The organism is Synechocystis sp. PCC 7509, from assembly GCF_000332075.2.
GTDB lineage: Bacteria > Cyanobacteriota > Cyanobacteriia > Cyanobacteriales > Chroococcidiopsidaceae > Aliterella.
This window is the reverse complement of sequence record NZ_ALVU02000001.1, coordinates 2,959,084-2,973,142: the sequence shown is the minus strand read 5'-3', so window position 1 is coordinate 2,973,142 and position 14,059 is coordinate 2,959,084. Positions and strand designations below refer to the sequence as shown.

Genomic DNA, 14,059 nt, shown 5'->3' with positions numbered 1-14,059 from the left:
CCTGAATTTGCCAACAATTGTTAAAGTATAAATAAATAGGTTCGGGAAACGCTAAAAGAGCGAGTTATAGGTATTGTTCATGGCTTCTATAGTTGCAGTTGAGAAAGAAAAACTAACCAATCCCCCGTTAGAGCTTCGGTATTTGGGCGATCGCGCTTTGCGGCAAAATAATAAAAGGGTGTCTAAAATAGACGCAGAAATTCGTCAGTTAGCACGAGAAATGCTGCAAACCATGTACACTGCTGATGGGATCGGTTTAGCTGCTCCCCAAGTAGCCGTACAAAAACAGCTAATTGTAATTGACTGCGAACCAGACAATCCCGCTAATCCGCCTTTAATTTTGATCAATCCTACCATCAAGCACCTTAGCAGTGAGCTTTGCATCGCTCAAGAAGGTTGTCTCAGCATTCCCAATGTTTATATGGACGTAACCCGCCCGCAAATGGTAGAAATAGCCTACAAAGACGAACAGGGTCGTCCTCAGACTTTAAGAGCTACAGAACTATTGTCGCGCTGCATTCAGCACGAAATCGATCATCTCAATGGCGTATTATTTGTAGATCGAGTTCAAAATAGTTTAGCGGTAACTCAAGAATTAACCAAACAAGGCTTTTCGGCAAAAGCTGTAAAACCAATCGCTCCCGGTGAAGCATTATGAATGCAATGACTCCCAAAAGCGGCTTATTTTTAGGTGGTTGTTGCATAACTGCGATCGCGTCCGTTGGCTCAATTTTTGAACTAGCTTCAGGCAATCCCGATTTAGGCAGCTTAAATACAAGTATTATTTTAGCTGTGGCTATTCCTTTAACAGTGTTCTTTTTCTTTGCTGCCGTGCGCGATGCTAATAAACAGTAGCAAAAACTGCCTTATTTGCGTCCAATAAATTCGCGCCTTAGCTATATGCTGTTGCCAAGTACAGCACCCGTCAAGATGAAAGAAAAAGAGTTTGGTGAGGGTTATTTACAGCAATTGCCTACAAATGCAGGCGTAACAAATTCGTCTCCACTCTTTGAGCGCTACTTCCTGTCCACCAGCCAAGAGATCGTCATTGGACGCGATCCAAGTTGCCAAATTGCTATAGATGGCTCCTATGGTGTAGTTTCCCGTCGCCATGCGGTAATTCGTCCTTGCGACCCCAATGGCTGGCTAATTTGCGATCTAAATAGCGCCAATGGCACGTATATTAATGCAGAATCGCTACTCGGATGTCGAATATTGCAAGCGGGCGATCGCTTAATTCTGGGTGACAATGGGCCAGAATTTATTTTTCAATTATTACCAAAATCCTCGCCTGTATCATCTATTAACTTAACTCCAATCTCCGAAGCCGAACAAGGAGTAAGTTTTACTCAGTTATTTCCTATCCTGTCTACAGGACAAGATTTAACCAAAAAAGGTTATTTGATCCCAGGTATATTTACTGTCGTATTTGTTGTCTTAATGTTTGCGACGGTAGGACAACCAGAGACGGCGTTTTTTAATCAAATGCTCGTAGCTACCTACTTAGCGGGGATTGCCTACTACTTTGTTTATCAACTTTGTGGCAAGCATAAGCCCTGGTGGGTACTATTTAGCATGGCATTAAGTACAGGTTTAATACTACTTAGTCCCCTATTGCCACTATTTATTTTAATTTTCCGTAATATTTTACCTGGTCGCTTACCCCTACCGGATGAAACTGTTAGTTTTCCGCAATTGTTGTTAAGAATGTTCTTCGGCGCGGGTTTGATGGAAGAATTACTTAAAGCTTTGCCAATTTTAGCAGCTTATTTTATTGGTCAAAAGCTCCCCAGTCCTTGGCGAGAGCGAATTGGTGTTTGGGAGCCTTTGGATGGGATTTTGTTGGGTACAGCTTCGGCGGTTGGCTTTACGCTATTAGAAACTCTCGGTCAGTACGTCCCGGAAATTAGCCGGAATGTAGGCTTGCAATCGGGTGATAGTATTGGTCAATTGGTAGGATTTCAGTTACTAATTCCTCGGATTATTGGCTCGGTAGCCGGACATATGGCGTATAGTGGCTATTTGGGATATTTCATTGGTCTAAGCGTATTAAAGCCACGCAAACGTTGGCAAATTTTAGGCGTGGGATACCTAACGGCGGCGGTTCTCCATGCGTTATGGAATGTCACAGGTTTACTGAGCGGCTTATTATTAGCAGTAGTAGGAGTATTGTCTTACGCTTTTTTGACGGCGGCGATTCTTAAAGCTCGGACTTTATCGCCAACGCGAAGTCAAAATTTTGCTACTCGTTTTTTTGGTTCTCCTAAATAAAGATTAATCTAACTCCCTGCGACCTTCTAAAGCTCTTGCTAAAGTTATTTCGTCCGCATACTCCAAATCTCCACCCACAGGTAAACCAAAAGCAATTCTAGTGACTTTTGTAAACGGCTTAAGTAATTGTCCTACATACAAAGTTGTAGTTTCGCCTTCGACGCTGGGACTAATGGCTAAAATAACTTCTTTAGGCTGCTCTTGACTAACTCTCCGCACTAGGGGTTGGATATTAAGTTGCTCTGTACCAATCCCTTCCATCGGCGACAGCACTCCGCCTAATACATGATATTTGCCGTTGTACTCTCTAGTTTTTTCTAAAGCAATTACATCACGAGCATCAGCAACCACACAAATTATATGGCGATCGCGGTTGGAATTGCGGCAAATTTCACAAGTTGGCTCGGCAGATAAATTAAAGCAAATTGAACATAAACCGATTTGTTGTTTGGCTTCAATCAAGGCTTGTGCTAAAGCTTGTACTTCGGATTCGGAGCGCTTAAGAATGTGTAAAGCCAAGCGTTGAGCGGTTTTAGGTCCTACTCCTGGTAAGCGCTGTAATTGCTCAATTAAACGAGCTAAAGGGCGTGCGTAAACCGTTGTTTTATCTCCATGACGTTCTTTATATATAATGACACTCCTTGAATCTAGGAAGTGCGATCGCATTTTATTACGCAAAAAGCGCCCTCCAAGTGGAGAGCGCCTTTTAATTTATTTTAGCTAGAAGGGTTAAAAATTAACCGTTGATCGCAGGAGCAGTAAGAGCAACAGGAGTCGCATCACCGGCCGCCAAGTCTAGAGGGAAGTTGTGAGCATTGCGCTCGTGCATTACTTCCATACCTAGGTTAGCGCGGTTGAGTACGTCTGCCCAAGTGCCAATTACTTGTCCTTGAGAATCGATTACTGACTGGTTGAAGTTGAACCCGTTGAGGTTGAACGCCATGGTGCTGATGCCCAAGGATGTAAACCAAATCCCAATTACTGGCCATGCTGCTAGGAAGAAGTGCAAGCTACGGCTGTTGTTGAAGGATGCGTATTGGAAGATCAATCGACCAAAGTAACCGTGGGCGGCAACGATGTTGTAGGTTTCTTCTTCTTGTCCGAATTTGTAACCGTAGTTTTGGCTTTCGGTCTCAGTTGTTTCACGAACTAAGCTAGAAGTTACCAAAGAACCGTGCATGGCGGAGAATAATGAACCGCCGAATACTCCGGCTACTCCTAACTGGTGGAAGGGGTGCATCAAGATGTTGTGTTCCGCTTGGAATACTAACATGAAGTTGAATGTTCCACTGATTCCTAGGGGCATTCCGTCGGAGAATGAACCTTGTCCAATTGGGTAGATTAAAAATACTGCGGTGGCTGCGGCTACGGGCGCTGAATATGCTACGGCAATCCAAGGGCGCATTCCGAGGCGGTAGGATAGTTCCCACTCACGTCCCATGTAGCAGAATATTCCGATCAAAAAGTGGAATACTACTAATTGGTAAGGGCCGCCGTTGTATAACCATTCGTCTAAGGAAGCTGCTTCCCAAATTGGGTAGAAGTGCAAACCAATCGCGTTCGATGATGGTACTACTGCACCAGTGATGATGTTGTTTCCGTAGATTAATGAACCTGCTACCGGCTCGCGGATGCCGTCGATGTCTACGGGAGGTGCGGCGATAAAGGCGATGATGAAGCAAGTGGTGGCGGCGAGTAGTGTGGGGATCATCAATACTCCGAACCAGCCTACGTATAGACGGTTTTCTGTGGAGGTTACCCAGCTACAGAACCGTTCCCATACGTTGGCGCTTTCGCGTCTTTGTAAGGTTGTTGTCATTGTTTTATAAGTGCTTGATTTTGGAATGTATCAGAAGTTTTTTGCTTCCTTATACTTAACTTAACCCCTATATTTACTTTTGTAAAGCTTTTTAAGTTTACTCAAGTTATGGGGGTCATTAGTTTATCTTATAACATTTAACCGGGTGGCCAAGTCATTTGTCTACCGCCCAAAATGTGTAAGTGAATGTGGGAAACGGTTTGACCGCCATCATTACCGGTATTAATAACTAAGCGATAGCCATTATTTAGCCCCGCATTTATAGCAACTTGTTGAGCCGTTAATAATAAATGACTCATTAGGTCGCGATCGCCAGATGTAATATCTACTAGAGATTTAATCGGCTGCTTGGGAATTACTAAGATATGAACGGGTGCTTGGGGATGGACATCTTTAAAAGCGATCGCCAACTCATCCTCATAAACAATATCTGCGGGTATTTCCCGACGAATAATTTTACTAAAAATTGTCTCTGTAGTTTCACTCATGCAGATTCACAGGTATTTCTGCTAGAGATTCTAAATGGTTATGGCAATGAAATAAATGTTAGCAAGAGTATGGAGTGCGGCAATTGTTGGGATTGATGCCGTCAAAGTCGGGGTAGAAGTTGATGTATCAGGCGGTTTACCAGCAATTGTACTGGTAGGACTCCCAGATACCGCCGTTCAAGAATCTCGCGAACGAGTAAAAGCAGCAATTAAAAATGCTGGTTACGCTTTTCCCCTTAAAAAAATAATTATTAACCTAACACCCGCAGATTTACGCAAAGAAGGGCCAAGCTTTGATTTGCCAATTAGTGTCGGTATTATGGCAGCTTCCGAGCAGGTGAGCGCTCAGTTATTGGGAGATCATCTATTTTTAGGTGAAGTTTCCCTTGATGGGACATTGCGCCCAGTGGCGGGAGTTTTGCCGATTGCGGCGGCGGCGAAAAAACTAGGGATTACGAGCTTAGTTGTACCTTTTGACAATGCTCAAGAAGCGGCAGTCGTTGCCGGACTAGATGTGTATGGTTTCAAATATTTAACAGAAGTCGCAACTTTTTTAAATCAACCAGAGCGCTACGAACCAGTAAAATTGGAGGAAAACCAGTTAGCAACGTCGCTATTACACATTGCAGACTTGAAAGATGTCAAAGGACAAGTTCACGCCCGTAGAGCTTTAGAAATAGCGGCGGCGGGAGGGCATAATTTAGTTTTTGTCGGGCCGCCTGGTAGTGGAAAAACTATGTTAGCTAGGCGTTTACCGGGAATTTTGCCACCTTTAAGTTTTGAGGAATCATTGGAAGTAACTCAAGTTCATTCAGTAGCTGGACTATTAAAAAATCGCGGGTTATTAGTACGCGATCGCCCTTTTCGCAGTCCGCACCACTCCGCCTCTGGCCCAGCGCTAGTTGGTGGCGGTAGTTTTCCCCGTCCTGGAGAGATATCTTTAGCTCACCGGGGGATCTTGTTTCTAGACGAGTTAACCGAATTTAAGCGCGATGTGTTGGAATTTTTGCGTCAGCCTTTAGAAGACGGCTATGTAACAGTGTCGCGCACTCGTCAATCGGTGATGTTTCCGGCGCAGTTTACGTTAATCGCCAGCACAAACCCTTGTCCTTGCGGCTATTTTGGCGATACTATCCAAGCTTGCAGTTGTTCGCCTCGGCAAAGAGAACAGTATTGGGCAAAGCTTTCGGGGCCGTTGATGGATAGAATCGATCTGCAAGTTGCGGTTAATCGGTTAAAGCCGGAAGAAATCACGGCTCAACCCAAGGGGGAAGCGTCTGAACCTGTCCGTATCCGGGTCAAACAAGCCCGCGATCTGGCTATTAATCGTTTTAAAGCAGAAACTACTATTCGTTGTAATGCTGCCATGCAAAGCCGCCATTTGCAGCAGTGGTGTGCGCTTGACGACTCTAGCCGCAATTTATTAGAAGTAGCGATTCGTAAACTCGGACTATCAGCAAGAGCCAGCGATCGCATACTTAAAGTAGCAAGAACTATTGCTGACCTTGCTGGGGAAGAAAATTTGAGTGCTAGTCATGTTGCCGAGGCGGTTCAATACCGAACTATAGACCGAATGCAATAGCTAGTATAAATCCTGAGAGACTTTTTTTGATTCCTTTCAAGTTACCGCTAATTTTTAGCGATCGCCTGGGGGTCAACAATTCTGGTTTATAAATCAATCCTTAACATAGTAGCACTTCAGTACATTCTTGAAAATATGTAGACGATGTGTCACAATAAAATATATCTATGACAACATCAATGCAAGACATACAGCTATCTTTGTTTTCTGAAATCAAAGAAGACGGAGTTAAGAAGCAAAAAAAAGCAAAATTGGGTCGTTATGAACGTATTAAACGCGAATTAGAGGAGGGTAACAAAGATTTATATAAAATATTTGTCGAAGTTAAATCTACATCTTCGCCATTAATTCCCTATACATTTGTCGATCTTTTCTGCGGTGCAGGAGGAATGACACAAGGTTTAGTAGCAGCAGGATTGCAACCAATAGCAAGTGTAGAAATTAACCCAATTGCCTCAGCAACTTATATAAGAAACTTTCGGAAATGCCATCATTTTTGTGGTGAGATAGAAACTTTCAATCCCACAAATTGGCTCAAGGATATCTATTCTGCCGAAGTTCATCTTGTAGTAGGTGGACCGCCATGTCAGGGTTTTTCGGTTGCAGGAAAACGCAATCCAAATGACGCTCGAAATCGTTTATTTCAAGAATTTGTACGCATCGTTTCTGAAATCAGACCTTGGTATGTTGTCATGGAAAATGTACCAGGAATTTTAACTATTAAAAATGGCTCTGTCAAAAAAGCAATCTGTGATGCTTTTACTGCCATCGGTTATCCTAATATCTCCATTGCAATTCTTGAATCTGCCGATTATGGAGTACCGCAAATTCGTCCAAGAGCCATTTTTATTGCTAACAGATTTGGAATACACAACCCGTATCCGAAAGCTCAATTAATACCTAAAGACTACAATCCTATTGAGTCATCTATTTGCGATCTTCCAGCATATAAGTCTATTCCTGAAATAAATCACCAGTGGACTCGGCATTCACCAGAATACATGGAACGGTTGGCAAAAGTTCCCCCCGGCGGTTCGTTGTACGAAACCTACATTGATGCTTTTAAGCGCCAATATCCAGGCAAACCTAGCATGACTATTAAAGAAAATCACGGTGGTACTCACATCCATCCGTATCTTAACCGCGTAATTTCCGCCCGTGAAATGGCTCGATTACAGACATTTCCCGATAGTTTTATTTTTGAAGGCTCAATGAAAAAGGCAATGTGGCAAATTGGCAATGCTGTACCTCCCCGGTTAGCAGAGTGTATAGGTTATGCACTTGTACCATATTTGAATGCGATCGCATCTTCAACTCAAGTTGTTGTCAATCCTTGTGAGGAGAAGTTAGTTTTTGATTAAGAGCGTTGCGCCAAGCGGCAAAATCATACCAGCCACATCCTACACAACCAACTTCAGCTTCTGCACCTTTTTTATGGATCAAAGACCATTTTTCGCCGCCTTCGTACCAAAACTTGATGTTAAAGGGCGTACCTCTATTGTCGGTTTTGATACAGCGTTCGCAACTTCTTGATTTTAAAAGATTATGATTGCCAGACGTATCTTTCTTGAACAACTGAAACTTTTTTTTAATTTCATCTTCACTCATAGAACTGAGGTGTGGTGGTTCACTCTCTCCCCATCGCTCCATTGGAAACCGATGATCGATGACTAATTCATGGGCTGCCCTTTTTCTTTGTTCGATAATATCTGTGTAGTCGTATACCTGCAAAATTCTTTGAGCTAAAATTTCTGGTATATTAGCAGCAGAATTTGCCGATTGTATTTCTCCTGTCCAGCGATCTTGTTTTGTTTTGCGATCACAGTTCTCGCAATACTGCGATATTGTTTCTATCACACAACCGGGGCGCTTTCCCCACGTTGTAAACCTTGGATTCCGCCACCACCAGCATACTGACCTGAAGCTATTTGTTTTCCTTCACACTGACGACAATGCCATTGTTGGTCGGATAGAAGATTAAAAACTTTATATTGGCTTGAGTCTGCTTTTAGTTGCGATTTAATCGTCTCTGCTAAAGTTCCCTTACTCACTCTATTTTTTCCACTTCTATCTCTAAATTGTCTAGAAGATTTGCAACAGTAATACCTAATCCACTAGCAAGACTTGTAAGAGCCGTTAAAGAAGGGTTGCGTAAGCCTCGTTCTACTCCTGAGATGTAAGTACGATCTAAGTTAGCGCGTAGCCCTAATTCTTCTTGAGAAATTTTCAATGCTACCCTGCGTTGCTTAACAAGTTGACCCAAGGCAACAAGAATCTTTTTTTTTGCTCCATTCATGTGCTGATTGTGAAATCTTACTGACTATCAGTCTACGGACGATGTGTCACATAGCCCAAAAAAAGTAAATAGGTTATAGGTTTCAAGCTGTAACAGCAGGAGGTTAAGTAAAGCTGTAAAATATGACAGTTGTATTACAGTGGCGGACGAGTGATTGAGCGTTATACTTTGCCTGAAATGGGCGAACTTTGGACAGAAACCTACAAACTTAAAACTTGGCTGCAAGTAGAAATAGCCGTTTGTGAAGCACAGGCGGAACTAGGTTATATTCCTACTGAAGCTGTAGAGGAAATTAAAGCTAAAGCAAATTTTGACCCCCAACGGGTGCTAGAAATTGAAACCGAAGTCCGCCACGATATGATTGCTTTTTTGACTAATGTCAATGAATATGTGGGCGATGCGGGACGTTATATACATTTGGGTTTAACGAGTTCCGATATCTTAGATACGGCTTTGGCGTTGCAATTAGTGGCTAGTTTAGACTTGTTGCTAATAGAACTGGAAGAATTAATTACGGCAATTAGAAGCCAAGCCAGGCAACATCGTTATACGATCATGATTGGCAGGTCGCATGGAATTCATGCAGAACCGATTACTTTTGGCTTTAAATTAGCTGGCTGGCTGGCGGAAGTATTGCGAAGTCAAGAGCGCTTAATTAATTTGCGTCAAAATATTGCTGTAGGCAAAATTTCTGGGGCGGTGGGAACTTATGCTAATGTTGAACCAAAAATTGAAGAACTCGCTTGTCAAAAGTTAGGTTTGCAACCAGATACTGCTTCCACTCAGGTAATTTCGCGCGATCGCCATGCCGACTACGTGCAACAATTAGCATTACTCGGTTCGTCTCTAGAACGATTTGCTGTAGAAATTCGCAATTTGCAAAGAACAGATGTTCTGGAAGTCGAAGAATTTTTTGCTAAAGGTCAAAAAGGCTCTTCAGCGATGCCTCACAAGCGCAACCCCATCCGTTCCGAGCGGTTGACGGGGATGGCGCGAATTTTGCGCGGTAATGCTGTTGCAGCTTTAGAGAATGTCGCTTTATGGCACGAACGAGACATTTCTCATAGTGCGGTAGAAAGAGTTATTTTTCCCGATACTTGCATTTTGACTCATTTCATGCTGCACGAAACCACAGATTTAATTAAAAATTTGTTGGTTTATCCCCAGAATATGGAACGTAACATGAATTGCTACGGGGGTGTAGTATTCAGTCAACGGGTACTGCTAACTTTGGTAGATAAAGGGATGAGTCGAGAGGATGCTTATACAGTGGTGCAATCTTGCGCTCATCAAGCTTGGAATCAGCCGCAAGGAAACTTTCAAGACTTAATTTGCAAAGATTCCCGCGTCATAAATGTACTATCAGAGTCCGAAATTAAGGGCTGTTTCGATCCAAAGCATCATCTCAAACATTTAGACGAAATTTACCAAAGACTTAGTATTTAGAGGAAACCAAACCCTCGAAAGATCGTCTAAGTATTAATTGATTTGGGAGCGCTGATTTAATTTCCCTATGATTGAAGTTCTAGCTGCGCTTTCCGCTTCGGCGGCTGTAGGAATCAGAATCGCTTTGCCTCTTTTGGGTTTAGAAATATTACAAGGCGAGGCTTTGTGGTTGGGGATACCAATTTTGTCTAATATCAACCCCTCCATTAGGTTAGCTTTTCTTTGCAGTTGGTCAATGCTGGAACTATTGGCTTCCAAAAACTTGCTTGGTCAACGATTGCTACAAATTGTCATGCTAGTAAGTAGCCCCATTGCGGGCGCAATTGCTGCCAATGCGATCGCGAAGTTTTTACCAGTTTGGATAATTGCTATACTGGGCGGTTTATTTGCCTTGCTATTGCAAAGCGTTCAAACTGCTTGGTTTTATCGCCAACACAAACGTTCCTTGAAGTTTGTCTTTGCCCAAGACATTTTATCAATTTTATTGGTATTTTTGGCGGTCAAGCAGCCTCAACTAGGAGGAATTATCTCCTTAAGCCTATTGTGGTGGGCAATTCGGAGTTACCAAGCTTCAGCTAAATGGTACAGCAAACACTAATTACGCGATCGCTAATTTAAAATTCCCACAAAATGCAGCAAACCGCGACCAGTGATTAACTCTAACACCAAAGCAATAAAGCCCAGCATGGCTATTCGACCATTCCAAACTTCTGCTGTCGTTGTCATTCCCCATTGCCAACGCTCTTGAGGATACATTTTGAGATTTTTCTTAATCTGCTTGACTTGAGACAATTTTAGCGCCGGACTATTAAGCGCTTCTTCTACCAAATCTGCCAAAGATTGAATAAATATTGGATGAGTATTCAAAGCCGGGACGCGGCGGAAGTTGTGAATACCTGCGTGTTCTGCTACTTCGCGGTACTCAATATCAATTTCTTGTAGTGTTTCGATGTGTTCGGAAACAAAGCTAATTGGGACTACAACTAGATCCTTTACGCCTTTTGCTCCTAGTTCTTTGAGGGCATCTTCGGTGTAAGGTTGCAGCCATTCTACCGGGCCAACTCTGCTTTGGTAGGCTAAAGTATGGGGATTAGGTCGCCCCAAGGTTTGCATAATTAAGCTAGTACATTCTTCAATTTCTTGCTGATAAGGATCGCCAGCTTCCTCAACGTAGCTGCGAGGAACGCCATGAGCGCTAAAAAATATGTGCGCCTGATTAGGATCGGGAAACTTTTGTAATTCTCCAGCAACCAAATCTGCCATCGCCTGAAGATAGTTCGGTTGCTTGTACCAAGAAGGAATAACTGTGTATTCAATCTGGGCAAGTTTTGGATCTTCTCGCCAAATTCTTTCTAGTAAACGAAAGCTAGAACCACTGGTACTAATTGAAAATTGAGGATATAACGGTAAAATAACTAATTTTTCAATTTGATCGCGTTTGATTCGGGCGATCGCTTCTTCGGTAAAAGGATGCCAATAACGCATTCCTACATAGGTATAGGCTTCGTGTCCCGATTCTATCAATCTTTGTTTGAGAGCAACAGCTTGTTCTTCGGTAATCCGTCTTAAGGGAGAACCGCCGCCGATTTGCCGATAATTGGCTTGAGATGTCTTAGTGCGCCGAGTAGAAATAAACCAAGCTAGAGGTTTTTGCAACCACGTAAAGGGGAGGCGAATAATCTCCGGGTCAGCAAATAAATTAAATAGAAACGGGCCCACATCTTCTAGTTGATCTGGCCCACCAAGATTAAGTAGTAATACCCCAATACGACCCATAACAGTTACAACGCTCTAATCTTTTCAGCTTCGTTACCAATTTTAACAATATATCTCGTAAATCATCACGCGCATACAGTTATAACTATTTTCAGATAGAACTTAATTAATCCTATTAACGCCGGAGTTGTTTGGGATGACTCGGTTGACTTTGCTTTAATTCCTGGACAACGTTTTCTTTATTGTAGTTGCTAGGAACTGTCGAAAAATTTTCAAACCAGCCGCGCCGCCAGAAGAAAAATACTAAACCAAAGGCGATCGCTCCCATCAAAGCTAAACAAGCTGGATAACCCAAATACCAGTTTAATTCTGGCATATTCCAGGGTGATTTTTCGGTATTGAAATTCATGCCATAAATTCCTGCAACAAAAGTTAAAGGAATAAAGATTGACGAAATTACCGTCAGTAGCTTCATAACTTCATTCATCCGATTACCAACGGCGGATAAGTACACGTCCATTAAGCCTGATGCCAACTCACGGTAGGTTTCTACCATATCCATAACTTGAACCGCGTGATCGTAACTGTCGCGAAAGTAAACGCGCACGTGGTCGCTAATTAGGTCGCTATCGTCACGAATTAACGAATTAATAGCGTCTCGTTGGGGCCATATTGCCCGCCGCAACGCTAATAATTCTCGGCGGATGTGATAGATTTTTTGTAAAGTTTTTCGGGTAGGATTTGCGACTACTTCTTGTTCTAATTCTTCGATAAGTTCGCCGTAGGCTTCTAGTACCGGAAAAAACCCATCAACGATCGCATCAATTAGCGTATAAGCTAGATAATCCGCTCCGTGCTTGCGGAGTATACCTTTATTATTGCAAATGCGCGATCGCACTTGATTAAAACAATCATACTGCGCTTCTTCTTGCACCGTCAGTAAGTAATGTTTTCCCAATACAAAACTCACTTGTTCGCGATGAAATCCAACTTTGTTTAGTGGCAGTACCATTTGGGTAATAATCACTAACTGATCGTCGTAGGTTTCTACTTTTGGGCGTTGGGGGACATTAACAATATCTTCTAAAACCAGTGGATGTAGTTCAAATATTTTACCAATTCTTTGCAAAATATCTTCACTACCCAACCCTTGAACATCAACCCAGGAAACAGATTCACTATCAAGGTACGGAATCAAATCTTCTGGCAAAGCTACTTGTTGGTGAACATAATCTGTATCTTTGTAATCAATTAATTCAATTTGTGGCAGCGTCGCATCCGCCGCAATAGTCAAAGTTCCTGGCAAACTACCTGGTTGTTCGTGAAAATAATCTTTACGAGTTTTTCTGAGGGTTTGAGACAGACGGGTACGAATTTTTGTCATAGCAGCAATATTTATTTAGATAACTTTTTTTTCAGCTTATTAAGGTTATTTTGTACCAGCAGCTTAGTAGTTTGAATTCGTGTCAAACTTTTTATATCAGCGTTGTAATTGCCATCAAAGAAGCTATTAATATCTTCAAGAATTATTTGCAAGCGTTGAGTAATATTTTTTACTCTATACTCCTTTAAAATCTGCTCTGGTAAGTCAAATGTTAAAGGACTTGCTACCACTTTTAATATACGTTGAACATCGTATTGTTGGGAGTAACCAGCAATTTTGTAGCAATTAAAACCTGGATCTAAGTAATCCGACAATCCATTATTGATACTGGAAAAAACTTGACATCCACAAGCCATTGCTTCTAATGGTTGCAGTCCAAAACCTTCGCTAACTCCTTGCACCGCCCAATATTCAGCAGAATCATAGAGATAAACTTTGGTACGATTAAATAATTTAGCTAAATTTTCTACATAAGAATCAACGACAAATACATTACATTGCTTTTGCAATGCTGGTATTAATTGTTGCATCAGATACTGCGAAGACTTGCGTTTTTGCACCAAAACATCAATATCGCGTTCGAGGTGAAAATTGCTAAATTCTTCACCGATTTGATTGGGTAGATAGTAAATTAAAGAATTAGGCGACTTTTGCCCCCAATAACCCATGGTATTGCGGCTAACGGTAACAATTGGTATATTTGCAGGTAAATTAAACTTGTAACCGGCGCTGTGGGCATGATAAACGACATGATGATGCTTCAATTTAGCAACAAGTTTAGCAATATCAAAGCCCCAGCTAATAACAAAAATCGCCTCATCTAAATCTTTGTTTTGGAGGACTTGATCAATAAATAAGGTGTTTTTTTCTCGTTGACGATAAGTAACAACTTCGGAGTTGCAGACTTGTTTGGCAAGATTAAAGGTTTTTAACTCCGCCCATAAGCCACCACAGGCAAATTTAGCCCCCGTACCAGGGACTAAAAAGTACAATGTCCTCATTACTGCTACTGTCTCCACAAGAAACTTACTCTCTAGGCGTTAATATTAGCGAAGTA

Annotated in this window: 16 protein-coding genes; 7 read left to right on the top strand and 9 right to left on the bottom strand. The window is 42.1% G+C overall.

Going from position 1 to position 14,059, the window contains the following annotated elements:
• Positions 1-79 precede the first annotated feature (79 nt).
• Genes def through SYN7509_RS0214840 form a run of 3 tightly spaced genes read left to right on the top strand, consistent with a single transcriptional unit; the run spans position 80 to position 2,271 of the window.
• Positions 80-658: a peptide deformylase gene (gene def, locus SYN7509_RS0214850; protein ID WP_009632975.1), complete on the top strand. Its 579-nt coding sequence runs from the start codon at positions 80-82 to the stop codon at positions 656-658.
• Positions 655-855, top strand: a complete 201-nt coding sequence (locus tag SYN7509_RS0214845; RefSeq protein ID WP_009632974.1) for a hypothetical protein — start codon at positions 655-657, stop codon at positions 853-855. Before def ends, SYN7509_RS0214845 begins: the two co-directional genes overlap by 4 nt.
• A 45-nt stretch (positions 856-900) precedes the next feature.
• Positions 901-2,271 (top strand): PrsW family glutamic-type intramembrane protease, encoded by a 1,371-nt coding sequence (locus SYN7509_RS0214840; RefSeq protein WP_009632973.1) that lies wholly within the window; start codon positions 901-903, stop codon positions 2,269-2,271.
• Between the two features lie 3 nt (positions 2,272-2,274).
• Here the strand turns inward: SYN7509_RS0214840 and recR are convergent, their stop codons facing one another.
• From recR to SYN7509_RS0214825, 3 genes are all read right to left on the bottom strand, one after another.
• Positions 2,275-2,937, bottom strand: a complete 663-nt coding sequence (gene recR / locus SYN7509_RS0214835) for a recombination mediator RecR (protein WP_009632972.1) — start codon at positions 2,935-2,937, stop codon at positions 2,275-2,277.
• Positions 2,938-3,007: 70 nt separating this feature from the next.
• The gene (psbA, locus tag SYN7509_RS0214830; RefSeq protein ID WP_028954100.1) at positions 3,008-4,090 is read right to left on the bottom strand and encodes a photosystem II q(b) protein; all 1,083 of its coding nucleotides are present in this window, start codon (positions 4,088-4,090) and stop codon (positions 3,008-3,010) included.
• A gap of 137 nt (positions 4,091-4,227) precedes the next feature.
• Positions 4,228-4,578, bottom strand: a complete 351-nt coding sequence (locus SYN7509_RS0214825) for a histidine triad nucleotide-binding protein (RefSeq protein ID WP_009630845.1) — start codon at positions 4,576-4,578, stop codon at positions 4,228-4,230.
• 55 nt (positions 4,579-4,633) lie between these two features.
• Here SYN7509_RS0214825 and SYN7509_RS0214820 point away from each other — a divergent pair, with 55 nt between their 5' ends.
• Both SYN7509_RS0214820 and SYN7509_RS0214815 read left to right on the top strand, forming a co-directional pair.
• A complete protein-coding gene (locus SYN7509_RS0214820) occupies positions 4,634-6,160 on the top strand; it encodes a YifB family Mg chelatase-like AAA ATPase (RefSeq protein WP_009630843.1) in 1,527 nt (508 codons plus the stop codon).
• A gap of 167 nt (positions 6,161-6,327) precedes the next feature.
• Positions 6,328-7,521, top strand: coding sequence for a DNA cytosine methyltransferase (locus SYN7509_RS0214815; RefSeq protein WP_202807237.1), 1,194 nt, complete (start codon positions 6,328-6,330; stop codon positions 7,519-7,521).
• Here the strand turns inward: SYN7509_RS0214815 and SYN7509_RS26045 are convergent.
• Genes SYN7509_RS26045 through SYN7509_RS0214805 form a run of 3 tightly spaced genes read right to left on the bottom strand, consistent with a single transcriptional unit; the run spans position 7,487 to position 8,456 of the window.
• The gene (locus SYN7509_RS26045; protein ID WP_202807236.1) at positions 7,487-8,017 is read right to left on the bottom strand and encodes a hypothetical protein; all 531 of its coding nucleotides are present in this window, start codon (positions 8,015-8,017) and stop codon (positions 7,487-7,489) included. The genes SYN7509_RS0214815 and SYN7509_RS26045 overlap by 35 nt on opposite strands.
• Complete coding sequence (locus SYN7509_RS30745; RefSeq protein WP_009630840.1) at positions 8,014-8,211, bottom strand: hypothetical protein; 198 nt, start codon at positions 8,209-8,211, stop codon at positions 8,014-8,016. The genes SYN7509_RS26045 and SYN7509_RS30745 overlap by 4 nt, the downstream gene beginning before the upstream one ends.
• Complete coding sequence (locus SYN7509_RS0214805; protein ID WP_009630839.1) at positions 8,208-8,456, bottom strand: helix-turn-helix domain-containing protein; 249 nt, start codon at positions 8,454-8,456, stop codon at positions 8,208-8,210. Before SYN7509_RS0214805 ends, SYN7509_RS30745 begins: the two co-directional genes overlap by 4 nt.
• Positions 8,457-8,606: 150 nt before the next feature.
• Here SYN7509_RS0214805 and purB point away from each other — a divergent pair, with 150 nt between their 5' ends.
• Positions 8,607-9,902: an adenylosuccinate lyase gene (gene purB, locus SYN7509_RS0214800; protein ID WP_009630838.1), complete on the top strand. Its 1,296-nt coding sequence runs from the start codon at positions 8,607-8,609 to the stop codon at positions 9,900-9,902.
• A 67-nt stretch (positions 9,903-9,969) separates the two neighbouring features.
• Positions 9,970-10,500, top strand: a complete 531-nt coding sequence (locus tag SYN7509_RS0214795) for a DUF4126 domain-containing protein (protein ID WP_009630837.1) — start codon at positions 9,970-9,972, stop codon at positions 10,498-10,500.
• An 11-nt stretch (positions 10,501-10,511) separates the two neighbouring features.
• Here the strand turns inward: SYN7509_RS0214795 and hemH are convergent, their stop codons facing one another.
• The 3 genes from hemH to SYN7509_RS0214780 all read right to left on the bottom strand — a co-directional run bounded on the left by hemH (position 10,512) and on the right by SYN7509_RS0214780 (position 14,003).
• Positions 10,512-11,678, bottom strand: coding sequence for a ferrochelatase (gene hemH, locus SYN7509_RS0214790; protein WP_009630836.1), 1,167 nt, complete (start codon positions 11,676-11,678; stop codon positions 10,512-10,514).
• 115 nt (positions 11,679-11,793) lie between these two features.
• Positions 11,794-13,002 (bottom strand): magnesium/cobalt transporter CorA, encoded by a 1,209-nt coding sequence (gene corA / locus SYN7509_RS0214785; RefSeq protein WP_009630835.1) that lies wholly within the window; start codon positions 13,000-13,002, stop codon positions 11,794-11,796.
• 11 nt (positions 13,003-13,013) lie between these two features.
• Positions 13,014-14,003 carry a glycosyltransferase gene (locus SYN7509_RS0214780; RefSeq protein WP_009630834.1) on the bottom strand — a complete coding sequence of 330 codons (990 nt, stop codon included), beginning with the start codon at positions 14,001-14,003 and terminating at the stop codon, positions 13,014-13,016.
• Positions 14,004-14,059: the final 56 nt, after the last annotated feature.